Raw genomic sequence first — 24,102 nt, forward strand, 5'->3', positions numbered from 1 at the left:
CCGCAGCCGGGAACCGCGGCGCTGTCGCCGCCGAGCATGACCGCGCCCGTCGGGCCGCCGCAGGCGCCGCCCGCGCAGCACGCGGCGTCGGCGCAGCAAGTGGCGCAGTCGCAGCAGGTGGTGCCCGCGAACGCGGTCGTGTCGCCGCCGCCCGCGCCGTACCGGGCCCCGGCCGCGCCGCTGCCGCAGCCGATCACCGGGCCGGTGACCCGCTCGACCACGACCAGCGCCCGCCAGCGCGGGGGCCTGTCCGACATGCCGCCGGTGCCGCCGCGCGACCCCGCCGAGGCGGTCATGGCGAACCCGCAGGTGCCCGAGCACAAGCGGTTCTGCTCCAAGTGCGGCAAGCCCGTGGGGCGCCCGCAGGCGGGCCGCGCCGGGCGCGTGGAGGGCTTCTGCCCGTACTGCCGCTCCAGGTACTGGTTCACGCCCTCGCTGAGCCCCGGGGACCTCCTGTCGGACCGGTACGAGGTGCTCGGCGCGATCGCGCACGGCGGCCTCGGCTGGATCTACCTCGCGAACGACAAGAACTTCGCCGACGACCTCACCCAGCGGTGGGTGGTCATCAAGGGCCTCATCAACACCTCCGACGAGGACGCGATCGAGGCGGCGATCAACGAGCGGCGGTTCCTGGTCGGGATCGACCACCCGAACGTGGTCGACATCCACGACTTCGTGACCGCCGCGGACCCGCGCTCGGGCCAGCTCCAGTCGTACATCGTCATGGAGTACATCGCCGGGAAGTCCCTGCGGGACATCCGGGACGCCGTCGACGAGAACGGGGAGCGCAGGCCGCTGCCGCTGGAGCAGGTGCTGACCTACACCGCCGAGCTCCTGCCGGCGTTCAGCTACCTGCACGACCGGGGCCTGCTGTTCTGCGACTTCAAGCCCGACAACGTGATCCACGTCGAGACCTGGCTCAAGCTCATCGACCTCGGGGCCGTGCGGCACGTCGACGACATGGAGTCGGCGATCTACGGGACGCCCGGGTACTCGGTGCCGAACGACGAGATCCTCTCGGTCGGCCCGTCGGTGACCTCGGACCTGTACACGATCGGCCGCTCGATGGCCGTGCTGGCCCTGGACTTCAAGGGGTTCACCAGCACCTACCGGGACAAGCTGCCGCCGGCGTCGGAGGCGCCGCAGTTCGCCGAGTTCGGGTCGTTCCACCGGCTGCTGCTGCGCGCCTGCCACATCGAGCCGCGCTCGCGGTTCCAGGACGCCGACGACATGCGCACCCAGGTCCGCGGGGTCCTCCAGGAGGTCCAGTCGGTGCAGCGCGGCGAGCCGCGGTTCGAGCCGTCGACGCTGTTCACCGGCGAGCAGTCGGTGTTCGGCGAACCGGACGTCGAGTACGACGTCCACGCCGTCGGGGACCCGTTCGACGTCGCGCACTCGCTGCCGACGCCGATGGTGGACCTCGCCGACCCGATGGCCGCATTCCTGGCGACCCAGCAGGCCACTGACGTGAACGGCATCCTCGCTGAGCTGAACTCGGCGCCGCAGCAGACCCCTGAGGTGCAGCTGCGGCGGGTGCGGACCCTCGTGAACGCCGGCGAGCTGCACCAGGCCGCGGCGGTGCTGGACCAGTTCGCGCAGCGCGAGGGCAACACGTGGCAGGTGACGTGGATGCGGGGCATCATCTCGCTCCTGGCCGCCGACTTCGCCACGGCCGCAGCGCATTTCGACGCGGTCTACTCGCACCTGCCCGGAGAGCTGGCGCCGCGCCTGGCGCTCGCCGCGTGCGCCGAGCTCGCCGGCCGGGCCGACCTGGCGCTGCCGCACTACACGCGGATCTGGACCTGCGACCACCGGTTCGTGTCCGCCGCGTACGGGCGGGCGCGCCTGCTCGACCTCGAAGGCAACTCGACCGACGCGATCACGACGCTGCACCAGGTCCCGAAGACCTCGGCGCAGTACGGGATCGCGCAGACCGCGGCGATCCAGACGGCGCTGCACTCGCGCACCGCGCCGCCGTCGCTGCTGGACCTGCACCACATGGCGGGGCGCCTGGACGAGCTCAAGCTCGAGCCGCGGCGCCGGCACCTGGTCTCGACCAGGATCCTGCACCTGGCGCTCGACACGGTCGCGCGCACCGGGCCCGCGGCCGAGCCGCCGATCTTCGGGGCCCGCCCCGAGGAGCGCGAGCTGCGCCTGGCGCTGGAGCGGTCCTACCGGGACCTCGCCCACGCCTGCACCCGCCGGGAGGACCAGGTGTACTACTTCGACCTGGCCAACCGCCACCGCCCCCGCACGATGCTGTAGCGAAGGAGCCGTATGCAGCCCTCACCGACCATGGGCGCCGCGAAGCGTTGCACCGCTTGCGGACTGCCGGCAGACCTCGGCCGTTTCTGCGAGGACTGCGGCGGGGAACTGGAGGAGTTCGAAGTCCCCGCCGAATCCGTCACGTGGCGGTCCTCGGCCGCGGCCGAGGAGAACCCGAACCACCCCGGGGGCTCCGACGACCACCTGTCGTTCGAGATGCCGGGGATCGGCGCGGCGACGGACGTCGGGAAGCGCCACCACTACAACCAGGACTCGATCGCGATCGCACTGGCCGAGGACGGCCGCAAGATCGCGGTGGTGTGCGACGGCGTCTCGGGCGCCTCGGACTCCGAGCGCGCTTCACTCGCAGGGGTGGAAGCGGCCGTGACGGAGATCCGTTCCGCGCTGGGCGAAGGGCTCTCGGCGGAGGACGCGTCGCGTCGCGGGGTGGGCGCGGCCCACTCGGCGGTGGCGGCGGTCGGCAAGCAGTACCCGAACTCGCCGCCGTCGTCGACGTACGTCTCGGCGGTGGTCGAGGGGAACCAGGCGGTGCTGTGCTGGGTGGGCGATTCGCGAGCGTACTGGGCCGGCGAGAAGGAGGCCCGGTGCCTGACGGTGGACGACACCATCCAGGCCCGGCTTGAGTACCAGGGCGTGGACCCGTCGGACGAGCGGTACCGGAATCCGTATGCGAAAGCCCTGCTGGCGTGGCTCGGAGCGGATGCGCCGACGCTGAACCCGAACCTCCTCCGCGTGGATCTGGGCGGCGGGCATGTCGTAGTGTGCAGCGATGGTCTGTCGCGTTATTTCAATGACGATCATGACCTTCTGCCACTGCCGGACGGCAGTGTTGGCGAGAAGGCGGTAGCGTTGACACGACAAGCGCTCGCCAACGGCGGGCATGACAACATCAGTGTCGCGGTGGTGGAACTCGAATCCCCCGGCTCGGCCCAGGTCGACGAACGCGTGCGCGAGCACGCCGGCCAGGACGGACCGGACGGGCAGAACGGGCCCGCCCCGCTGCTTGATGTCGTCAGCGAGGCCGAGTACACCCAAATGCTTGGAGGGGGACGACCTTGACCTACCAGCCGACCTACGGCGGTGCCCCACAGCCGGGCGGGTACCAGTGCGCGTGCGGGGCGTTCCCGCAGGCACAGTTCTGCGAGCAGTGCGGGACCCCCAACCCGGCGTGGCAGCAAGGCCAGCCTCCGCAGTCCCCTGCCGCGTTCGGACAGGGCTACCCGTCGAACGACCCGTACGGGCAGCCCGACCCGTACGGACAGCAGCCGCAGCAGCCCGGGTACGGGCAGGACCCGTACGGGCAACCGCAGCAGCAGGACCCTTATGGTCAGCCGCAGCAGGGCTACGGCCAGGACCCGTACGGGCAGCAGCAGCCCGGCGGGTACGGCCAGCAGGACCCGTACGGACAGCCGCAGCAGCAGGGCTACGGGCAGGACCCTTATGGTCAGCCGCAGCAGGGCTACGGGCAGGACCCGTACGGCCAACCGCAGCCGCAGGACCCGTATGGACAGCCGCAGCAGCCCGGGTACGGCCAGGACCCGTACGGGCAGCCGTCGCAGCCGCAGGACCCGTACGGCCAGCCGCAGCAGGACCCGTACGGGCAGCAGCCCGGCGGGTACGGGCAGGACCCGTACGCGCAGCAGTCGTACGCGCCGACCTCGGCTCCGCCCGGACCGCCTCCGGGGGTCCCGGCCGCGCCGTTCGGCGCCCCGACCTCCGCGCCGCCCTCGACGGGCACCGGCGGGTTCTCGATGCCGGACGCGCAGCCGAGCGACCTCGCGTCGAACTACGCGCCTCCCGGCCAGGCGGCCACCCGCTGGGGTGTCGCCGTGACCGCGGACCAGGGCTACTTCAACAAGGTCGCGGCCTCGGACGGGGCCTCGCAGCTCCAGTACCCGTCGTTCGCGAAGCCGCGCCGCTTCCCGCTCGACAAGAGCGACCTGACGATCGGCCGCTACAGCGCCAAGCGGGGCATCACCCCGGACATCGACCTGTCGGGCGACGTCGCGGACCCGGGCGTGAGCGCGCAGCACGCGCGGCTGTACGCCAAGCCGGACGGCTCGTGGACGATCATGGACGTCGGCTCCTCGAACGGCACGTTCCTCAACGGCTCGGACGAGCCGCTGGCGCCGAACGTGGAGTTCCCGGTCGGGGACGGCACCTACATCAACATCGGCGCGTGGACGCGCCTGACGATCCACTACGAGGGTTAAAGCGCAGCGAAAGGGCCGGGTCTCGCGACCCGGCCCTTTCGCGTCGTCCGGTTCAGTTCCGCAGGAACGCGGCGACCCGGCTGCTGACGGCCGGGCTGACGAGGATCTTCCGGTGGCCCATGCCCTCGGTGGCCATGAGCTCGGCGTTCGGCCAGGCGGCGGCGAGCGCCTCGCCGTGGCGGAACGGGTTGGGGCGGTCGCGGCGGTCGTGGACGATGAGCGCGGGCGATTCGATCTCGAGGCCCCGCAGGGAGAAGTCGTCGAGCTTGACGCCGGCCTTGGCCTCGCCGAGGGGCGCCAGGCGGTCCATGATGCGCGGGCCCACGGGCACGATCGCGCCGATCGTGTCCCGGAAGCCCTCCTTGCCGCCGATGAACGGCGCGAGCATCGCCAGGCGGACGCCTTTGAGCTCCACGTCGTTCATGAGCAGGCCGTGGACGGCGCTGAGGCAGCCCATGGAGTGGCCGACGACCGCGTACGGGGCGCCGAACTTGCCGTAGACGACGCTCATGGCCTCGACGAGGTGGACGCCGTTGGCGTGCCGGTCGCCCCACGGGCCGGGCCCTGAGTTGCCGTGGCTGGGGGCGTCGAAGGCGACCACGCGGAAGCCGGAGGCGACGAGGTTCGCGGCGATGAACGTGAAGTCGCCGGTGGACCCGCCCCAGCCGTGGACGAGGTAGACGAGGGGGCGGTCGCCGGGGGTGTCGGGGGCCCAGTCGTACCCCCAGAGGGTGGTGCCGAGGCAGTCGAGTTCGAAGACGGTCGAGCCGGCGGGGGCCTCGCCGCGCAGGCGCTTGTCGGGGCCGGCGGGGAGCCGGAACCACATCTCGGACAGGAACTTCGCGGCAGGGCCGGGGGCGATGTGCTCGGCGGCGGTGAAGGCGGAGCGGAGATACCAAGGAGCACGAACGGTCGTGCTTTTCTTTTTCGAGGCGGTGCTCGGGGTGGTGGACGCCATGGGTGCGTTGGCCTTCCTGGTTATGTTCGGTGGCTGTCGATCAGCCGGTGGAACGCCGCCCAAGCGCGGTCGGCGGCGTCGGGATAGGACAGGATGCGGCTCATCCAGTTGTAGGACAGCAGGACGCCGAAGACCTCCTGCGCCACCTGGAAGACGTCGGTGTCTTCGGCGAGTTCGCCCTCGGCCACCGCCGTCGCGGCGATGCGGGCGAGGGAGTCGAGCAGCAGGCGCTGCTCGGCCACCATGCGGTCGTGCACGGGTCCGGGCAGGTCGTCGAACTCGGCCGCGGCCGCCAGGAACAGGCAGCCGCCGGGCCGGGAGTACCAGTCCATCCAGTTCTCGACCAGGGCCTGGAGGCGGGTGATCCCGCGCGGCTTGGCCAGCGCGGGCCGGAAGACCTCATCGGAGAACTGCTCGGCGTTGCGCTCCATGCAGGCGAGCTGGAGGGCTTCCTTGGACTTGAAGTGGGCGTACACACCGGACTTGGACATGTCGGCGGCCGCGGCGAGCGACCCGATGGTCACCCCGGACAGGCCGGAGTACCGGGCCATCCGGATCGCCACGTCGAGGATGGCCTGCCTGGTGAGTTCGCCTTTGCGCACCTCGTCAAAATAGCACGACCGTGCTTGAAAAAGCCAGACGTCAGGCGTACGAGTACACCGCCGTCGTGAACTCCACGGTCATCCAGTTCGAGGTGGTCTCCGCCGACACGGACGTGACCTCGGCGAGCACGAGCTGGAGGTTCCCGGTGTACAGGCACAGCATCATGCCCTCGGTCAGCGGCGCCGCGCCCGGATCCCAGGGGTCGACCGTCCACTCCAGCGCCGGGTAGGTCGCGTCGATCTCGGCCCAGCAGTCGTCCGGGGTCACCGCCGCGTCGTAGAACGTCCCGTACGCGCCGCTCGGCGTGTACAGGTAGTTCGTCAGGCCCGTGTTGGTGTCGTAGTCGATGTCGCAGGGGTTCAGGATCAGGTCGGTGTACGAGGCGGGCGCGTCGCTGGTGAGGTACTCGTAGTAGATCGACCCGGTCGTGCTGATGTCGTCGAAGTCGACCATCGTGTACTGGCAGGTGCTCGCCGAGTCGAACGTCGTGGTCAGGCTGACGGTGTAGTCGGAGTACACCTCGTTCCACTGCGCTTCGGCAGCGGGCGTGGTCGTCACGTCGGGCTCGGTCGTCGTGTCCGGGTCGTCCGGCTCGGTCGTGCCCGGGTCCGGGTCGTTCTGGGAGACCGCCGCGCTCGGGTCGTCGCCCGGGTCGTCGCCGTCGTCGGCCAGGAACCACACCAGGCCGCCGATGACGGCGATCACGAGGATCGAGGCGATCACGGTGATGCCGATCGCCGTCGCGTTCGAGGCGGGCTGCTGCGGCGGGGACGGCGGCGCGTACACCGGCTGGCCGGGGTACTGGGGCGGCGGCGCCGTGTACTGGGCCGTGGGGGGCGCGGCCGGGTACTGACCCGGGACCGGGCCCGGTGAGACGTGGCCGGTCGCGTAGCCGGGCGCCGGCGACAGCGGCGGGGCCGACGGCGGCTGGTAGGGCGCCTGCTGCGTGTACAGCGGCGGCGAGGTCACCGGGTTCGCGGGCGCCGAGACGGGCGCCGCCGAGGCCGGGTACACCGAGGGCGGCGCCGCGCCCGGCTGGTCGAACACCGACGTCGGCGCGTTCGGCGCCGCCGCGGGAGCGGCACCGGGGGCGGCACCTTCGACCAGGGTGGTCGAGACGCCGGCGTCCCCCAGGAGGCTCGAGAGCTGCCAGCGCTGGCGCTCGGCGAGGACGTTGACCGAGTCGGGCCAGGGTCGCGTGGAGGGCGCCACCGGGCCGATGAGCGACATCAGCTCGGCCGGGGTCGGCCGGGCCCCGGGGAGGCGCACCAGGCAGCGCTCCACGATCGCACGCAGCCGCGGCGACAGCCCGGAGAGGTCCGGCTGCGACCGGACCACGTTGTTCAGCGTCTCCAGAGTGGAGGCCCCGGCGAAGGGGCTCGCGCCGGTGGCGGCCAGCACGAGCACCGATCCGAGCGAGAACACATCGCTGGCGGCCGACACGGAGCCGGACTCGGCCTGCTCGGGCGACATGAACCCGGGCGTGCCGATGACGCCGCCGGTCTTGGTCAGGTTCGTGTCGGTCGCGCTGTCGACGGCGCGGGCGATGCCGAAGTCGATCACGCGCGGGCCGTCTGCGGCGAGGATCACGTTGGCGGGCTTGAGGTCCCGGTGGACCATCCCGGCCGCGTGGATCGCCGCGAGCGCGGAGGCGAGCCCGGCCGCGAGGCGCAGCACGGCGGCCTCGGGGAGCGGCCCGGAGGACTCGACGACGTCCTTCAGGTCGGGGCCGACCAGGAACTCCGAGGCGAGCCACGGGACCGGGTCGTCGGGCCCGGCGTCGATCACCGCCGCCGTGTAGACGCCCGCGACCTGCTTGGAGGCCGCGACCTCGCGGCGGAAGCGGGCCCGGAACTCCTCGTCCTGGATGAGCGCGGCCGCGATGAGCTTGACGGCCACGGGGCGGCCGTCCGGGGCGCTGGCGAGGAACACCCGGCCCATGGCGCCGCGGCCGAGTTCGGCGATGGTCCGGTAGGGACCGATCCGTTCGGGATCGCCGGGAGCCAAGGGCTGCATTCGTTGCCTCCGGGGAGCGAGGGGCGGGCGGTGGCCCCATTCTATTGCCGTTGTGCCAGCGTGCAGTGGACGCGAATACGGGTGCCTTTGGGGCGCAAGCGGATCAGAACACGCGAAAAGGGGCCGCTCCGGAGTTCCGGAGCGGCCCCTCTCGATCAGGCGGTGCTAGCTGCAGCCGCTGGTGGCGCCGCAGCCCTCGCAGGCGTAGCAGGAGCCGGCGGGGCGCATCTTGGTGCCGCAGTTCATGCACAGCGGCGCGTCGGCGCTGCGGGCCTGGGCCGAGTTGAGGACGTCCTGGCGGGACGGCTTCGACTCGATCTGGACCCTCTCGGTCACCGCCTCCTCGATGGGCGCGGAGGCGCGGAGCGCGTCGAGGTCGACCTCGGGCTGCGAGACCTTCGCGGGGTCCTCGCCGTTGAGCTCGGCGGTGCGCTCGGCGGTGGTGAGGATGCCGATCGCGGCGCGCTCCTCGTACGGCAGGTAGTCCAGGGCCAGGCGGCGGAAGATGTAGTCGACCACCGAGGAGGCCATGCGGATGTCCGGGTCGTCGGTCATGCCGGCGGGCTCGAAGCGCATGTTCGTGAACTTCTCGACGTACTTCTCGAGCGGGACCCCGTACTGGAGCGCGATCGAGATGGACACCGACAGTGCGTCCATGACGCCCGCGAGGGTCGAGCCCTGCTTGGACATCTTGAGGAAGACCTCGCCGAGGCCGTCGTCCGGGTAGGACGAGGAGGTCATGTAGCCCTCCGCGCCGCCCACGGTGAAGGAGATGGTCTGGCTCGGGCGCTTCTTCGGGAGCTTGCGGCGGACCGGGCCGTGCGCGGCCACGGTCTCGATCGCCTTCTCCACGGCCTCCTCGACCGCCTGCTCCACTTCCTTCTTCTTCGCGGAGAGCGGCTGGCCGACCTTGCAGTTGTCGCGGTACACGGCCAGGGCCTTGAGGCCGAGCTTCCAGCCCTGGAAGTAGACCTCCTCGATGTCCTCGACGGTGGCCGACTCGGGCAGGTTGACGGTCTTGGAGACCGAACCGCTCAGGAACGGCTGCACGGCGGCCATCATGTTGACGTGGCCCATCGGGGAGATGGACCGCTCGCCCATGGCGCAGTCGAAGACGGAGTAGTGCTCCTCCTTCAGGTGCGGGGCGTCGATCACGGAGCCGTGCTCGGCGATGTGGTCGACGATCTCCTGCCGCTCGTCCTCGGCGTAGCCGAGGTTCGCGAGCGCGCGCGGGACGGTCTGGTTGACGATCTCCATGGAGCCGCCGCCGACGAGCTTCTTGTGCTTGACGAGCGCGAGGTCCGGCTCGATGCCGGTGGTGTCGCAGTCCATCATGAACGAGATGGTGCCGGTCGGCGCGAGCACCGACGCCTGCGCGTTGCGCCAGCCGTTGACGGCGCCGATCTCGTTGCCGCGGGCCCATTCGGCCTTCGCGGCGTCGAGGACGGTGGCGTCGACGTCGCCGAAGGTGCGGACCCGCTCGGCCGCCTCGGCGTGCTTGCGCATGACCCGCTGGTGCGGTTCGGCGTTGCGCTCGTACCCGGCGTAGGGGCCGACGACGCCGGCGATCTCGGCGGAGCGGCGGTAGGACACGCCGGTCATGAGCGCGGTGACCGCCGCGGCGAGGGCCCGGCCGTCCTCCGAGTCGTAGGCGTGGCCGGAGGCCATGAGCAGGGCGCCGAGGTTGGAGTACCCGATGCCGAGCTGGCGGTAGTCGCGGGTGGTCTGCCCGATCTTCTCGGTCGGGAAGTCCGCGAAGGAGATCGAGATCTCCATGGCGGTGATGACGAACTCGACCGTGGCGATGAACCGCTCGACGTCGAAGGAGCCGTCCTCGCCGAGGAACTTCATGAGGTTCAGGCTCGCGAGGTTGCACGAGGAGTCGTTGAGGCTCATGTACTCCGAGCACGGGTTGGACGCGTAGATGCGGTCCGTGTTCGGGTTGGTGTGCCAGTCGTTGATGATGTCGTCGTACTGGATGCCCGGGTCGGCGCACTCCCACGCGGCCTGGGCCATGCGGCGGAACACCTCGCGGGCGTCGCGGCGGCCGATCTCCTCGCCGGTGGTGCGGGCCTTGAGGGCGTAGTCGGTGCCCTGCTCGACGGCGGTCATGAACTCGTCGGTGACGCGGACCGAGTTGTTGGCGTTCTGGTACTGGACCGAGAACATGTCCTCGCCGCCGAGGTCGACGTCGAAACCGGCGTCGCGCAGCGCGCGGATCTTGTCCTCTTCGCGGGCCTTGGTGTCGATGAACGCCTCGATGTCGGGGTGGTCGACGTCGAGGATGACCATCTTGGCGGCCCGGCGGGTCGCGCCGCCGGACTTGATGGTGCCGGCGGAGGCGTCGGCGCCGCGCATGAAGCTGATCGGGCCGGAGGCGTTGCCGCCGGAGGAGAGCAGCTCGGCGGACGAGCGGATCTTGGAGAGGTTGATCCCGGCGCCGGAGCCGCCCTTGAAGATCATGCCCTCTTCCTTGTACCAGTCGAGGATCGACTCCATGGTGTCGTCCACGCTGAGGATGAAGCACGCCGAGACCTGCTGCGGCGCGGCGGTGCCGACGTTGAACCAGACCGGGGAGTTGAAGCTGAAGTACTGGTGGAGCAGGAGCCAGGTCAGCTCGTCGGCGAAGATCTGGGCGTCCTCGGCGGTCGCGAAGTAGCCGTGCTTCTCGCCGGCCGCGTGGTACTGGTGCACGACGCGGTCGATGACCTGCTTGAGGCCGGTCTCGCGCTGCGGGGTGCCGAGGGCGCCGCGGAAGTACTTCGAGGTGACGATCTGGGTCGCGTTCTGGCTCCAGAAGGCCGGGAACTCGACGCCGCGCTGCTCGAAGTTGACGGAGCCGTCGCGCCAGTTCGTCATGACGACGTCGCGGGACTCCCATTCGACCTCGTCGTACGGGTGGACCCCGGGGGTCGTGAAGACCCGCCGGACCGTCAGGCCGCCGTTCTCGGCAGCACCGGCGGGCCCGCTCGCGGTCTTCTTGGCGGCCCTGGTCGTCGTGGTCGTGGCGCCTTCGGCGGCCTTGGTGGTCTTCGGCATGTGTCCTCGCCCCTGTCTGCTCATGCCTCGGTGTTCGGGAATCGGTTGTTGCGGGGGTGGTGCTCAGCCGCCGTTGCGGGCGGCGTGCTCCTCGCGGAGCTGCGCGATGGCGGCCTCGAAGTCCTCGAGGGACTCGAAGTCCTGGTAGACGCTGGCGAAGCGCAGGTAGGCGACCTCGTCGAGCTGCCGGAGCGGCTTGAGGATGGCCAGGCCCACTTCGTGGGCGGGGACCTCGGCCGCGCCGGTCGAGCGGATCTCGTCCTCGACGGCCTGGGCGAGCTTCGCCACGTCGTCGGCGTCGACGGGACGGCCCTGGCAGGCCTTGAGGACGCCGCTGGCGACCTTGCCGCGGCTGAACGGCTCGGTGGCGCCGCTGCGCTTGACGACGGCGAGGATGGACTCCTCGACGGTGGTGAAGCGCTTCTCGCATTCCTGGCAGACTCGGCGGCGCCGGATGATCTTGCCGTCCTCGGCCTCGCGCGAGTCGACTACTCGGCTGTCGGGATGACGACAGTAAGGGCATCGCATCGCTAGAGTCTCCTTCTCGACCATCGTCTCGCGGGCCGCCGACATTTCCGCGGCGCCGCGTGCCGCCGCGCCGGGGACAGTCTCCCTCCCGCCATCGCGGCAGGTGCGGGAACCCCAACACCTAGTGAGAGACGATACAGCAGACCACAAGATCTAGTGGCAAGAATAGCGCAGAACCAAGCCCGGTGATCACGGGGGAAGCCCGCGCCCCGGGGAATCAGTCAACCAGGCCGCGACGTATTATCGTTCACCCGTTCGGGTGAAAAGGCGCCGAAACACATTCCTACCAGCGCGGCGACACGCCGATGTCGCACGAATGTTTGACTAGACCCAGCACGTGAAGTACATTGTCGGAATCAGACATACCGTCCCATTTGTCTTACAGGAGCCTCCTGTGGCTAGCGAGACCACGACATCCCGTCCGAAAACGCGCAAACTGACGCGTCGTCAACAGCAAGTCCTCGAGTACATCGAGGAGTTCATCAACAACAAGGGCTACCCTCCCAGCGTCCGCGAGATCGGCGCCGAAGTCGGGCTCGCCTCCGCCTCGTCCGTCGCCTACCAGATGAAGCAGCTCGAACGGAAGGGCTACCTCAACCGCCTGGCCGGCCGGCCGCGCGCGGTCGGGGTCCGCCAGTCCACGCCGGGCGGCGTCCAGACCTGCTCCCAGCACCCGCGCCCCCGCTACGTCCCCATGGTCGGCGAGATCGCCGCGGGGCAGCCGATCCTGGCCGAGGAGCGCGACTATGACGTCATGCCCCTGCCGGCCGAGTTCGTGGGCGAGGGCGTGCACTTCCTGCTGCGCGTCAAGGGCGACTCCATGGTCGAGGCGGCGATCACCGACGGGGACTGGGTCGTGGTGCGCCAGCAGCCCGACGCGCTCAACGGCGAGATCGTCGCGGCCATGATCGACGGCGAAGCGACCGTGAAGACCTGGAAGCGCAAGAACGGGAAACCGTGGCTGCTGCCGGCGAACGCGCTCTACGACCCGATCGACGCCAGCGAAGCCGAGATCCTCGGCCGCGTCGTCGCGGTGCTCCGCAAGATCTGAGCAAGACCCGCCGTGCCGGAAGGCGCGGTCCGAACGCGAATATCGCGCGCCTAGCGGCCCCGGCCGTACGTCGTGCCGCCTTCAGGCGGGCCCCAGTAGCCTTCATCGGCGTCAGGGGTCCGTTCGGCGTTTCCGGCCCCGTAGACCGAGCCCTGCTGGGCTTCGGGCCCGCCGGCGCCGTAGACGTTGCCCGAGGGCTCGGGACGGGCCGGACTGCCGCCGTAGACGCTGCCCGACGGCTCGGGCGGCGCGGGTCGGGCTCCGAAGGACTGGCCGGGGCCGGGAGGGGAACCGGCGCTGTCGTAGACGCTGCCGTGGCCGCCGCGTTCGAACGCGCCGTACTGGGGCTCCTCGCGCCCGCCGTAGACCCCGCCCGCCGGGGGCTCGCGCCGGGGGCCGGCGCCGTAGACGTTGCCCGAGGGCTCGGGACGGGCGGGACTGCCGCCGTAGACGTTGCTCGGCGGCTCAGGACGGGCGGGACTGCCGCCGTAGACGTTGCTCGGCGGCTCAGGACGCGCCGGGCTGCCGCCGTACACGTTCCCGGAGGGTTCGGGACGGGCGGGGCCGGCGCCGTAGACGTTCCCGGAGGGTTCCGGGCGCGCCGGGGCGGCGCCGTACACGTTGCCGCTCGGCTCCGGGCGGGCCGCGGCCGCGCCGTAGACGTTGCCGCGTGCGACCTCGCTCAGGTCCGGGTCGGGATGGCCCGCCTCGATGCCGAGGTCGACCGGGTCGTCGTCGGCGAGGAAGCCGTCCTTGCGGGCGAAGCCCTCCTCGGCGGCGAAGCCGGGCTCCTTCCCGTCGTCGTCGTCCTTCTCGGCGTTCTCCTTGCGGTACTTGCGGATCACGACGATGCCGATCACCATCACGAGCAGGCCGATGATCGCGATGACGACGAGGATGTTCACGATCGTGCCGAAGCCGAGGTCGAGGATGCGGTCGACGAGGCTCTTGCCCTCGTCGGCGGGCTGGGCCGCCTCGTCGCCGCCGGCGTCCTCCTCGGCCGCCGGAGGCGCGGCCGGGGTGTAGCGGGTGAGGGTGCCGAACGTGCCGTCCTCGCCGTCGGTGGAGGCGAGGGTGATGAAGTTGCCTTCGGCGTCGTACACGATGCCCTCGGGCGTGCCGCCGTCGGCGACCGGCGTCGTCACCGGCGTGCCGGCCAGGGCCGCGACCACGTCGCCGCCCTCGACGGTCCACTCGTAGACGGCCGCCTCGGTGCGCAGCGCCACCTTGGTGCCGTCGGCGTTCACGGCCGCGCCGGACACCGAGCCGCCCTCAGGCAGGGCGACCGTGCCGACCTCCTCGAGCGGCGTGTCCCCCTCAGGGTCGTTCTCGCCGGGCGGGGAGAACAGCGCCGCCTCGCCCTCGTCGGCGGAGAAGAACAGCGGCTTCTTACCGGTGAGCAGCAGGAACGTCCCGATCTCGCGCGAATCGCCCGGGAAGACGTAGCTGAAGGACACGTTGTTCGAGAAGTCGCCGAGATCGATCTGGTTCAGGGTGATCGAGTCGCGGTCGGTCGCCTCGCCGATGTCGCCGACCCACAGGAACTCGCCGCCCTCCTGGAGGGCCAGCGCCTGGGGGTCCCAGGGCTCCTGGTCGATGAACACCTCGTCGTCCGGGCGGGTGTTGCAGTCCTCGCCGACCCGGTCGACCGAGAGCGTCGAGTCCTGCTCGGAGCCGGCGGCCACGATCCACCAGCCGTCGCCGTCGGTAGCGGGGACGATGCCCGCCGGGGCCTGGGTGCCGTGGAGACTGCACACCACCTCGCCGCCGGACTCCTCGTCCTGCGCGTATACGGGGGACGCGGCCGCAGCCAGGACGAGCACTCCGGCCGTCCCGGCGACGAGCCGCGCAGGCAGGGGCCTACGACCCACACGGCGCTCTCGCATCAGGCAAGTGTTCCAGAACACGCCATGTCAGCGCGTGGACCCCCATGAGACATGTTCAGGACCACTGCGAATCAGTTGGTTTCCAGGACGAACGCTCGCAATTCTCCGGCCAGTGCGTCGTCGACCCGGGCCGTGATCACGGTGCCGTCGCCGCGGTGCTCGGTCGAGAGGACCTCGCCGCGCGAGCGCAGCCGGGAGACGAGGTCGCCGCGCACGTACGGGATGCAGACCGTCAGCGTGGTGTCCGGCTGCGGCAGCGCCCGCTCGATCGCGTCGCGGAGCTTGTCGATGCCCTCGCCCGAACGGGCCGAGACGAACACGGCGTCGGGCCAGTCGGAGCGCAGCTGCAGCATCGTGTCCGGGTCGACCAGGTCGAGCTTGTTGACCACGACCAGCTCGGGGATCTCCTCGGCGCCGACCTGGGCGAGCACCTCGCGGACCGCTTCGGCCTGGCCGAGCGGGTCGGGGTGCGAGCCATCGATGACGTGGACGATGAGGTCGGACTCGGCGACCTCCTCGAGCGTGGACCGGAACGCCTCGACGAGCTGGTGCGGCAGGTGCCGCACGAAGCCGACCGTGTCGGTGACGGTGTACTCGCGGCCTTCGGAGGTGCGCGAGCGCCTCGTGGAGGTGTCGAGCGTCGCGAACAGGGCGTCCTGGACGAGGATGCCCGCGCCGGTGAGGGCGTTGAGCAGGCTCGACTTGCCGGCGTTGGTGTAGCCGGCGATCGCGACGCCGGGGACCCGGTTGCGGGCGCGCGAGTCGCGCTTGGTCTCGCGGGTGACCGTGAGCTTCGCGAGCTCGCGGCGCAGCTTCGCGACCTTCGCGCGGATGCGCCGGCGGTCGGTCTCGAGCTTGGTCTCACCGGGACCGCGCAGGCCCACGCCGCCGTTGGAGCCGGCCCGGCCGCCCGCCTGGCGGCTCATGGCCTCGCCCCAGCCGCGCAGGCGCGGCAGCAGGTACTGGAGCTGCGCGAGCTCGACCTGGGCCTTGCCCTCGGCGCTCTTGGCGTGCTGCGCGAAGATGTCGAGGATCAGGGCGGTGCGGTCGATGACCTTGACGTTCACGGCCTTCTCGAGCGCGATGAGCTGGCCGGGGGTCAGCTCGCCGTCGGCGATCACCGTGTCGGCGCCCAGCGCCTCGATGGTGTCCTTGAGCTCCTTGACCTTGCCGGAGCCGATGAAGGTGCCGGCGTCGGGCTTGGAGCGACGCTGGATGAGGCCGTCGACGACCTCGGAGCCGGCCGTCTCGGCCAGTTGGGCGAGCTCGTCGAGGGAGTTCTCGGCGTCCTCGATCGAGCCCTCGGTCCAGACGCCGACGAGGACGACGCGCTCCAGGCGGAGGCGCCGGTACTCGGCGTCGGTGACGTCTTCGAGCTCGGTGGAGGCGACGCCGGCCACGCGCCGCAGCGCCTGCCGCGCCTCCAGGTCCAGTTCGCCCGTCGAAGGGGCGTCGGAAGAGAAGTCTTCTCGGGTGTTCTCATACGGTTCTCGCATCACCACAAGCTTGACACGCCGTGCCCGCTCGGGCGAGTGATTATGGCCGTGGACATCGGCCGGCCGGGACCGGGTCGGAGATTCGTTCTTATTGGTCACCGGGCCCCGGAGTCCGCGATCCGGAACGGCCGGGACGTCGGTGCTGGTCGGAGCCGTCACGACGCGACCGGGCGGGAACGGGCCGAGCGGGCGCGGTGGCATGATTCATGGGTACCGACCCTCGAGTCCACAACGTGGTGACTGATTAGGAGTGGCATGAGCACTGCCCGTCTTCCCAGCGCGGGGTTCTCCATCACCGTCCGACTGGCCCTCTCGGCCGACCCGGGCGCGGCGGGTCGCCTCGCCACCGTCGTGGGGCAGGCCGGCGCCATCGTCACCGCCCTCGACGTTGTCGGCTCCGACAACAAGCGGATGACCGTCGACCTCACGTGCGACACCTCCGACGCCGCGCACGCCGAGCAGGTCACGCACATCCTCGAGGCGATGCCGGACTTCGACGTGAAGAAGGTCTCCGACCGGACCTTCCTCATGCACCTCGGCGGCAAGATCGAGGTCAACGCGAAGGTGCCGCTGCGCAACCGCGACGACCTCTCGATGGCGTACACCCCCGGCGTGGCCCGCGTGTGCATGGCGATCGCCGAGAACCCCGACGACGCCCGCCGCCTCACCATCAAGCGCAACACCGTCGCCGTCGTCACCGACGGCTCGGCCGTCCTCGGCCTCGGCAACATCGGCCCCGCGGCCGCGATGCCGGTCATGGAGGGCAAGGCGGCCCTGTTCAAGAAGTTCGGCGACGTCGACGCGTGGCCGGTGTGCCTCGACACGCAGGACACCGACGAGATCGTCGACATCGTCGCCGCGCTCGCGCCGACGTACGGCGGCATCAACCTCGAGGACATCGCCGCGCCCCGCTGCTTCGAGATCGAGGCGCGGCTGCGCGAGCGGCTCGACATCCCCGTCTTCCACGACGACCAGCACGGCACCGCGATCGTGGTGCTCGCCGCGCTCACCAACGCGCTCCGCGTGGTCGGCAAGGACTTCAAGGACGTGCGGGCGACCGTGGTCGGCTGCGGCGCCGCCGGCACCGCGATCATGCGGCTGCTGGAGAAGGCCGGGATCGGCGACATCATCCCCGTCGACCGCGACGGGGCGCTGCACTCGGGGATGGAGACCGAGAACGAGACCTGGAAGTGGCTCGGCGAGCACTTCAACAAGACGGACTTCTCCGGGGACCTCTCGGGCGCGGTCGAGGGTTCGGACGTGTTCATCGGCGTGAGCGCCCCGAACATCCTCAAGGGCTCCGACGTGGCGAAGATGGCGAAGGACCCGATCGTGTTCGCGCTCGCGAACCCGGACCCGGAGATCTCCCCCACCGAGGCGGCGCGGTACGCGGCGATCGTGGCGACCGGCCGCTCGGACCAGCCGAACCAGATCAACAACGTCCTGGCGTTCCCGGGCGTGTTCCGGGGGCTCCTCGACGCGCAGGCGCGCGGCTGGAACGACGACGCGGCCGTCGCGGCGGCCACGGCCATCGCCGACTGCGTCGGCGAGGACAAGGTGAACGCGACCTACATCGTCCCGAGCGTCTTCGACCCGCACGTGGCCCCGGCGGTCGCGGCCGCGGTCAAGCGCGTGATGCGGTGACCTGAACGTGACGGGTGCCCTGGGAGCCTCCGGCTTCCAGGGCACCCGCGTGCGAGTCTCCGGCTCACGGGCATCGCGTGCTGTCGCGCTTTCGGGTGACAGGGGCGCCGCGGGCGGCGCGTTCTGTCGGACCCGGGCGGGAGGATCGCACCTACCGTTCCCCCGGGGAGGGTGGGGGTTCGGGATGGCACTCCTCCTACCCCGCCCACCCGCCCTGCGGGCGGCGCGCGGCTAGAGGCGGAACGCGCCCTCGGCGACGATCACGGCCGGGCCGGTCATGAAGAGCGTGTCCTCGGTGACCGTGATCGTGAGGGTCCCGCCGGGGACGTCCACTTTGCAGGTCCCGGTCTCGAGCCCGGCGTGGCGCAGGGCGACCGCGCCGACCGCGCAGGCGCCGGTGCCGCACGAGGCGGTCTCGCCGACGCCGCGTTCGTGGACGCGCATGCGCACGTGCGGGGCGGTGCCGACGACGAACTCGACGTTCACGCCGTCGGGGAACAGGGCCGCGTCGTACCGGGGCTGGTGGAACAGCTCCAGCGCCTCCAGTTCGGCGTCGTCGCCCAACTGGCACACCAGGTGGGGGTTGCCCATCGAGACGGCCTGACCGGGCCAGGTGAAGCCCTCCACGGACGCCTGGGACGTCGGCCCGAACGCCGCCGAGCCCATGTCGACGCGGAGTTCGCCGGAGCCCCCGTCGGCGACGGTGACGGTCTTGATCCCCGCGCGGGTCGCCACGCGGATCTCGGGCCCCTCGGCGAGGCCCTTCTCGAGCAGGTAGCGGGCGAAGACCCGCACCCCGTTGCCGCACATCTCGGCGATCGAGCCGTCGGCGTTCCGGTAGTCCATGAACCACGCGGCCGCCGGGTCGTCGGAGGGCGCCACGCGCAGCAGGCCGTCCCCGCCGATCCCGAAGCGGCGGTCGCACAGGAGCGCGACTTGGGCGTCCTTCAGCGGCAGGGCGTCCTCGAGGTCGGGGACGATCACGAAGTCGTTCCCGGTGCCGTGCCCTTTGGCGAACTCGATGGTGGTCACTGGCCAATTGTGCCCCACCGCCACCGCGCTAGCCTTGTGCCGTGACACAGACGACCGACGCCGGGCCCCTCGCCGAACTCAAAGCGAAGTTCCCCAACGGGGTGTGGACCACCCGCGCGAACGCGCGGCTCCAGGACGCGCTCATCGAGGGGGCGGGCCTCGGCCGCCTCCAGGCGGCCGTCGGCTGGGCCGCCCGCATGCAGGCCACCGACGCGCCCGAGCCGTTCACCGCGCCGCGGATGCTCCTGTTCGCCGGCGAGTACCCCGAAGGCTGGGACGCCGGCGACTACGCGCCCGTCGGCGAGCAGGCCGAGGCCCTCGAGCAGGGCCGGGGCCCGCTCGCCGAGCAGGCGGCGCGCTCGGGCCTCCCGATCACCGTGGTCCGCACCGGTGCCAGCGAGGGCGCCGAGGGCCCGCTCCTGGACGAGACCGAGGTCGACGCGGCCCTGCGGCTCGGCCGCGAGACCGCCGACCGCGCCATCGACGAAGGCGCCGACCTGCTGCTCGTCTCCGGTCTCGGCGCGGGCGCCGTGACCGCCTCGGTCGCGGTCTGCTCGTTCATCGCGAAGGACGAGATCACGAACTTCCAGCCGCAGCTCCACGCCCCCGGCGGCGCGGTCTTCGACGCCGCCTGGATGGGCCGCGTCTCGGCCCTGCGCGACCACCTCGCGTTCAACCGCGGCTTCAAGCGCAGCCCGCAGGAGCTGATCTCGCGGCTCGGCGGCGCCCAGCTCGGCGCGATGGCCGCCGCGATCTTCACCGCCGCCACCCGCTCCACCGCGGTCCTCGTCGACGGCCCGGCCGCGATCGCCGCGGTCATGCTCGCCCGCGACTTCGGCCTCGCCGCCCCCAAGTGGTGCTACGCGCCGAACCGCTCGACCCACCCGGTCGTCGTCAAGCTCGCCAAGCAGGCCGGCCTCGCCGACGACCTCGCCCTCGACCTCGACCTCCCGGACGGCACCGCGCTCCCGCTCGGCTGGGAGCTGATCCAGGCGGCCCTGCGCATCTCGCAGTCGCTTCCCATGCCCGTCAAGGAAGAACCGGAACCCGAGCCGAACGAGCCCGTCGTCGGCGGCATCGGCGTCCCCACGCCGGAGGCGAGCGAGGACGCCCTCGCCGACGCCGCGGCGGCCCCGGAGCCGACGGCCGACGGCACGGCCGCAGCGCCCGAGACGGCGGCATCCCCGCAAGCGTCCGAGGAGGCCCCGGCGGCGTCCCCCGAGGCGCCCGCGGAGTACGCCGACGCGGCCTCCGAGGAGCCGGTCACCGGCGAGAAGGCGTAAGCCGGTCCCGCATGCGACGACGGCCCCGCCGGCTTCGGGCGGGGCCGTTCGCATGCGCAGGGTCAGGCGTCCCGGCCGGCCGGCTCCGGTTCGCGCCCGCTCACCGGTCGGCGGGACCAGTATCCGGCCAGGAGCGAACCGGAGATGTTGTGCCACACCGAGAACACCGCGGCAGGCAGGGCCGCGACGGGGTTGAAGTGGGCGGTCGCCAGGGCCGCCGCCAGACCGGAGTTCTGCATGCCGACCTCGATCGAGACGGCGCGGCGGCCGGTGGCCGGGAGGCGGCCGAGCTTCGCCAGCCCGTAGCCGAGGACCAGGCCGAGGCCGTTGTGCAGCACCACCGCCAGGATCACCAGGGCGCCCACTTCGAGCAGCGCGTCGGCGCTGCCGCCGACGACGGCCATGACGACGAGCGCGATGCCGACGACCGAGACCAGCGGGAGCGCGTCGAGGACCTTCTCGACGGCGCGGGCGGCGAATCGGCGCAGCAGCAGGCCGACCACGACCGGCACGAGCACGATCTGGATGATCGACACGAACAGGTCGCCGGCGTCGACCGGCAGGAACTCGCCCGCGAGCCACAGCACCAGCACCGGAGTCAGGAGCGGCGCGAGCAGGGTCGACACCGAGGTCATCGCCACCGAGAGCGCGGTGTCCCCTTTGGATAGAAACACCATGACGTTCGAGGCGGTCCCTCCGGGAGCGGCGCCGACGAGGACCATGCCGACGGCGAGCATCGGGTCCATGTCGAGGGCCCGGGCCAGGCCGTAGCCGGCCAAGGGCATGACCAGGTACTGGGCGGCGACGCCGAGGAGCACCGGCAGCGGGCGCCTGCCGATGATCGCGAAGTCCTCGGGGCGCAGCGTCATGCCCATGCCGAGCATGATGACCATGAGGAGGTACGGGACGAGGCCGCCGAGCGGCGCGAACGTACCGGGGGTCGCGAAGGCGACCGCCGCGGCGACGAGGACGATGGCGGGCAGCCAGGTGCCGGTGAAGGCGCTGATGCGTTGGATCATCGGGGGGAACCGTTTTCTCTTCGTGTCTTCCGGGAGCGCCTGCACCTCGGGAGGGGCGGAAGGGGCGGTTGGGGCGGCGCCGACGGCAGACACTCTACTCGAAAGCCGTGATTCGGAAATCCGGTTCCCACCATGCGAACGGACCTGCGGGCGGCTCCCGCAGGTCCGTCCTCGTCGATGTCAGTCGTTGATCGCGCGCAGCACCGGCTTCGCCGTCAGGGCCGCGGTCAGCTCGGGCGAGGCCGCGATCGCCTCGCTCATGACGGTGAACGTGGCCTGCTCCCCGGGGATGAGCGTGACGAGCGCCTTGTCCACCACCGCATCCGGGTCGAGGCGGTCGGCGAAGACGCAGACGTCCCTGAGCACGGTCTCGGCCGTGATCGTCACCGCCACGCCGCCGTCGACGAGCGCGGTCGCCGCGGTGAAGTCGGCCGCCGGCCAGTCCATGTCCTTGTCCTCCTTGGTGAACCAGGTGGCGCGCGGGAACCGCTCGCGGCCGGTCACCAGGAACTCGCCGTCCTTCGGGACGGCGTGGCCTTCCAGGACGAGCTCGGCGGTGTCGCGGGCGTCGATGCGGATCTGCATGAGCGCCCGGCCGATGATGCGGCCCTGCGGCGAGCACTTCCAGAACCCGATCACGCCCTTCCAGGGCTCGGCGGCGTCGTTGATCGCCACCAGTTTGACGCCGTCGCCCTCCGGCTGGAACGTCACGATCCGGTCGGCGTAGGCGTCCCGGAGCGCGTACCACAGGGGCTTGAGGCGCCCCTCGCCGTCGATCGCGGCCCACGAGGTCACCGGCCAGCAGTCGTTGAGCTGCCACACGACCGCGCCGGTGCAGTACGGCTGGAGCGAGCGGAAGTGCTCCGCGCCGAGCCGGACCGCGCGTGCCTGGTTGACCTGCGTGAAGTACAGCCAGTCGTCGAAGTCGCGCACCGGCGGCAGATGCGCGTCGAGGCCGCGCTGGAGCTTGGCCTGGCCGTCAGCGGCCTTCTGGTGCCACAGCAGGTTCGGCGACTCGGCCTGCAGCGGCTCGTCGGTCGCCATGCGCCGCACCGTGGCCCACGTCGGCGGGGCCTGGTAGCCGAACTCCGCGACGAACCGCGGCCGCCAGTCCCGGTAGTGGACGTAGTCGCGGTCGTTCCAGACGTCCCAGATGTGGACCGACGCGTGCGCCTGCTCGTTCGGGTGCAGCTCCGGCACGCCCGAGTACGGGCTGCCGGGCCAGTACGGGCGGGTCCCGTCGACCTCGGCCACCAGCTTCGGCAGCAGGTCGTGGTAGTACCCGGCGCCCCAGGTGCGCCCGCCGAGCGACTCCTGCCAGTTCCAGTCGTGCCAGCCCCAGATGTTCTCGTTGTTGCCCGTCCACGTGACCAGGCTCGGATGCGGGGCCAGTCGGGCCAGGTTGTCCCGCGCCTCCGCCTCGACCTCGGACCAGAACGGCTCCTCCTCCGGGTATGCGGCGCAGGCGAACAGGAAGTCCTGGCCGACCATGAGGCCGAGTTCGTCGCAGAGCCGGTAGAAGTCCTCCGACTCGTACGTCCCGCCGCCCCACACCCGGATGTAGTCGATCCCCGCGGCCTTGGCCTGGCGCAGCCGCCGCTTCAGGCGCGCGGCGTCGATCCGGCCGAACAGGGCCTCGTCCGGGATCCAGTTGACGCCCTTGACCCAGACGGCCTCGCCGTTGACCTTGAGCGTGTACGGGCGGCCGTCGGCGTCGGGCTCGGTGTCGAGCTCGACGGTGCGGAAGCCGATCCGGCTCGACCAGGCGTCGAGCTCCTCGCCGCCGGAGCGCAGCGAGACGGCGACGTCGTAGAGCGGCTGGCCGCCGCGGTCGTGCGGCCACCACAGCTCGGGGTCCGGGACCTCGACGCGGGCCTGTGCGACCCCGGCGCCGGCCGGGACGTCCACGGTCGTGCTCTGATCGCCTGCGGTGCAGACGAGTTCGAGGTCCGCGTCGGCGGCTCGCTGGAGGTCGACCGCGAACTCGACCACGCCGAGGCCGGCCTCGACCGAGACGCGCGGGACGACTTCGGCGATGCGCGCGGTCGTCCAGGTCTCCAGGCGCACCGGGCGCCAGATCCCGGCACCGGCGAGGTTCGGGCCCCAGTCCCAGCCGAAGTTGCAGGCGGCCTTGCGGATGAAGTTCCCTGGCTCGGGGTAGGCGTTGGGCCGGTCCCCGAGCCGGTCGCGCTGGGCCTCCGCGTACGCGTACGGGGAGGTGAACGCGACTTCGAGGTCGTTCGCGCCCTCGCGGATCGCCGAGCGCGCGTCGAAGCGGTAGCGGCGGTGCATGTTGGCCGTCTCGCCCACGGCCGTCCCGTTGAGGGAGACGCGGGCGACGGTGTCGAGCCCGTCGAAGACCAGGTCGATCCCGTCCCACTCGCCCGGTTCGAACGCGAACGAGGTCCGGTAGGTCCAGTCGTGGCGGCCGACCCACGCGACGCCGCGCTCCGCGTCGTCGGTGTACGGGTCCTCGACCAGGCCGGCGTCCAAGAGGGCGGACACGACCTCGCCGGGCACGGACGCGGGAATGGAATCGACGGCGACCGGCGCGCCGGGGTCACCGGAGACGGTCCAGCCCTCGTGCAGGGTTCGCTTGGCGCTCAAAAAGACTCCTATGCCTTGATACCGGAGGGAGCGATGCCTTCGATGAAGTGCTTCTGGAACAGGGAGAAGAACACCACCGTCGGCAGCGTAGCCAGCATCGAGGCGGCCGTCGCAACGCCCATCACCGCGGTGTTCGCGGCGCAGGTCACTTAACCGAATAAGTGACCCGAACTGAGCGGCCCCGTCACGCGCCGCCGATGCCTTGACGCCACCGTGATCAGATTGAAATGATGCTTGTGGATATCTGGATGCCTAAGCCCCCGGCCTCGACTGAACCGGTTCGCGGTGCGGGTGAGATACAGTCTGGAAGCCGGTGACGCACGGTCACCCGGCGCCGCTCTCGGCCTCCCCGGCGACGCCCGCGAGCCGGAGGCCCGCACCGGCCGCGCTCGCGGACCCGGCCCGACGGGCGCGCCCGCGAGCCGAACACCTGCATTGAGA

General features: G+C 71.3%; 16 protein-coding genes. 6 read left to right on the plus strand and 10 right to left on the minus strand.

Annotated elements, in window-relative coordinates; translation table 11 throughout:
• From GFD30_RS04660 to GFD30_RS04670, 3 genes are all read left to right on the plus strand, one after another.
• A partial coding sequence (locus GFD30_RS04660) for a serine/threonine-protein kinase (protein ID WP_227995848.1) occupies positions 1-2,265 on the plus strand: 2,265 nt, incomplete at its 5' end.
• Positions 2,266-2,277: 12 nt separating this feature from the next.
• Entirely contained in the window at positions 2,278-3,345 is a 1,068-nt protein-coding gene (locus GFD30_RS04665) for a PP2C family protein-serine/threonine phosphatase (protein ID WP_153024069.1), read from the plus strand.
• Positions 3,342-4,499: an FHA domain-containing protein gene (locus GFD30_RS04670; RefSeq protein ID WP_153024070.1), complete on the plus strand. Its 1,158-nt coding sequence runs from the start codon at positions 3,342-3,344 to the stop codon at positions 4,497-4,499. Before GFD30_RS04665 ends, GFD30_RS04670 begins: the two co-directional genes overlap by 4 nt.
• A 52-nt stretch (positions 4,500-4,551) precedes the next feature.
• Here GFD30_RS04670 and GFD30_RS04675 read toward each other — a convergent pair whose 3' ends face one another.
• The 5 genes from GFD30_RS04675 to nrdR form a co-directional block, all read right to left on the minus strand.
• Entirely contained in the window at positions 4,552-5,457 is a 906-nt protein-coding gene (locus GFD30_RS04675) for an alpha/beta fold hydrolase (RefSeq protein ID WP_153024071.1), read from the minus strand.
• 20 nt (positions 5,458-5,477) lie between these two features.
• Positions 5,478-6,059: a TetR/AcrR family transcriptional regulator gene (locus tag GFD30_RS04680; RefSeq protein ID WP_322632942.1), complete on the minus strand. Its 582-nt coding sequence runs from the start codon at positions 6,057-6,059 to the stop codon at positions 5,478-5,480.
• Positions 6,060-6,099: 40 nt separating this feature from the next.
• Positions 6,100-8,076 (minus strand): serine/threonine protein kinase, encoded by a 1,977-nt coding sequence (locus GFD30_RS26160; protein WP_194201848.1) that lies wholly within the window; start codon positions 8,074-8,076, stop codon positions 6,100-6,102.
• 165 nt (positions 8,077-8,241) lie between these two features.
• Entirely contained in the window at positions 8,242-11,115 is a 2,874-nt protein-coding gene (locus tag GFD30_RS04690; protein WP_153024072.1) for a vitamin B12-dependent ribonucleotide reductase, read from the minus strand.
• A gap of 63 nt (positions 11,116-11,178) precedes the next feature.
• Positions 11,179-11,643 (minus strand): transcriptional regulator NrdR, encoded by a 465-nt coding sequence (nrdR, locus tag GFD30_RS04695; RefSeq protein ID WP_106364896.1) that lies wholly within the window; start codon positions 11,641-11,643, stop codon positions 11,179-11,181.
• Positions 11,644-12,037: 394 nt separating this feature from the next.
• On the opposite strand from nrdR, the gene lexA reads away from it, so the two are divergent.
• Positions 12,038-12,694 carry a transcriptional repressor LexA gene (lexA, locus tag GFD30_RS04700; protein ID WP_322632943.1) on the plus strand — a complete coding sequence of 219 codons (657 nt, stop codon included), beginning with the start codon at positions 12,038-12,040 and terminating at the stop codon, positions 12,692-12,694.
• 50 nt (positions 12,695-12,744) lie between these two features.
• On the opposite strand, the gene GFD30_RS04705 is transcribed toward lexA, so the two are convergent.
• Both GFD30_RS04705 and hflX read right to left on the minus strand, forming a co-directional pair.
• A complete protein-coding gene (locus tag GFD30_RS04705; protein WP_153024073.1) occupies positions 12,745-14,580 on the minus strand; it encodes a nucleoporin in 1,836 nt (611 codons plus the stop codon).
• A 71-nt stretch (positions 14,581-14,651) separates the two neighbouring features.
• Positions 14,652-16,076, minus strand: a complete 1,425-nt coding sequence (gene hflX / locus GFD30_RS04710; protein ID WP_153024074.1) for a GTPase HflX — start codon at positions 16,074-16,076, stop codon at positions 14,652-14,654.
• A 255-nt stretch (positions 16,077-16,331) separates the two neighbouring features.
• Between hflX and GFD30_RS04715 the strand changes: the two genes are divergently transcribed.
• Entirely contained in the window at positions 16,332-17,720 is a 1,389-nt protein-coding gene (locus GFD30_RS04715) for an NAD-dependent malic enzyme (protein WP_153024075.1), read from the plus strand.
• Positions 17,721-17,951: 231 nt separating this feature from the next.
• Here GFD30_RS04715 and dapF read toward each other — a convergent pair whose 3' ends face one another.
• The gene (gene dapF / locus GFD30_RS04720) at positions 17,952-18,743 is read right to left on the minus strand and encodes a diaminopimelate epimerase (protein WP_407648971.1); all 792 of its coding nucleotides are present in this window, start codon (positions 18,741-18,743) and stop codon (positions 17,952-17,954) included.
• Positions 18,744-18,793: 50 nt separating this feature from the next.
• Here dapF and GFD30_RS04725 point away from each other — a divergent pair, with 50 nt between their 5' ends.
• Positions 18,794-20,035: a nicotinate-nucleotide--dimethylbenzimidazole phosphoribosyltransferase gene (locus GFD30_RS04725; RefSeq protein WP_153024076.1), complete on the plus strand. Its 1,242-nt coding sequence runs from the start codon at positions 18,794-18,796 to the stop codon at positions 20,033-20,035.
• A gap of 62 nt (positions 20,036-20,097) precedes the next feature.
• Here the strand turns inward: GFD30_RS04725 and GFD30_RS04730 are convergent, their stop codons facing one another.
• Together GFD30_RS04730 and GFD30_RS04735 are read right to left on the minus strand one after the other, a co-directional pair.
• Entirely contained in the window at positions 20,098-21,054 is a 957-nt protein-coding gene (locus GFD30_RS04730; RefSeq protein ID WP_153024077.1) for a bile acid:sodium symporter family protein, read from the minus strand.
• A gap of 180 nt (positions 21,055-21,234) precedes the next feature.
• A complete protein-coding gene (locus GFD30_RS04735) occupies positions 21,235-23,661 on the minus strand; it encodes a glycoside hydrolase family 2 protein (RefSeq protein WP_153024078.1) in 2,427 nt (808 codons plus the stop codon).
• Positions 23,662-24,102: the final 441 nt, after the last annotated feature.

Origin of the sequence: Glycomyces albidus, assembly GCF_009451885.1 — a bacterium.
GTDB lineage: Bacteria > Actinomycetota > Actinomycetes > Mycobacteriales > Micromonosporaceae > Glycomyces > Glycomyces albidus.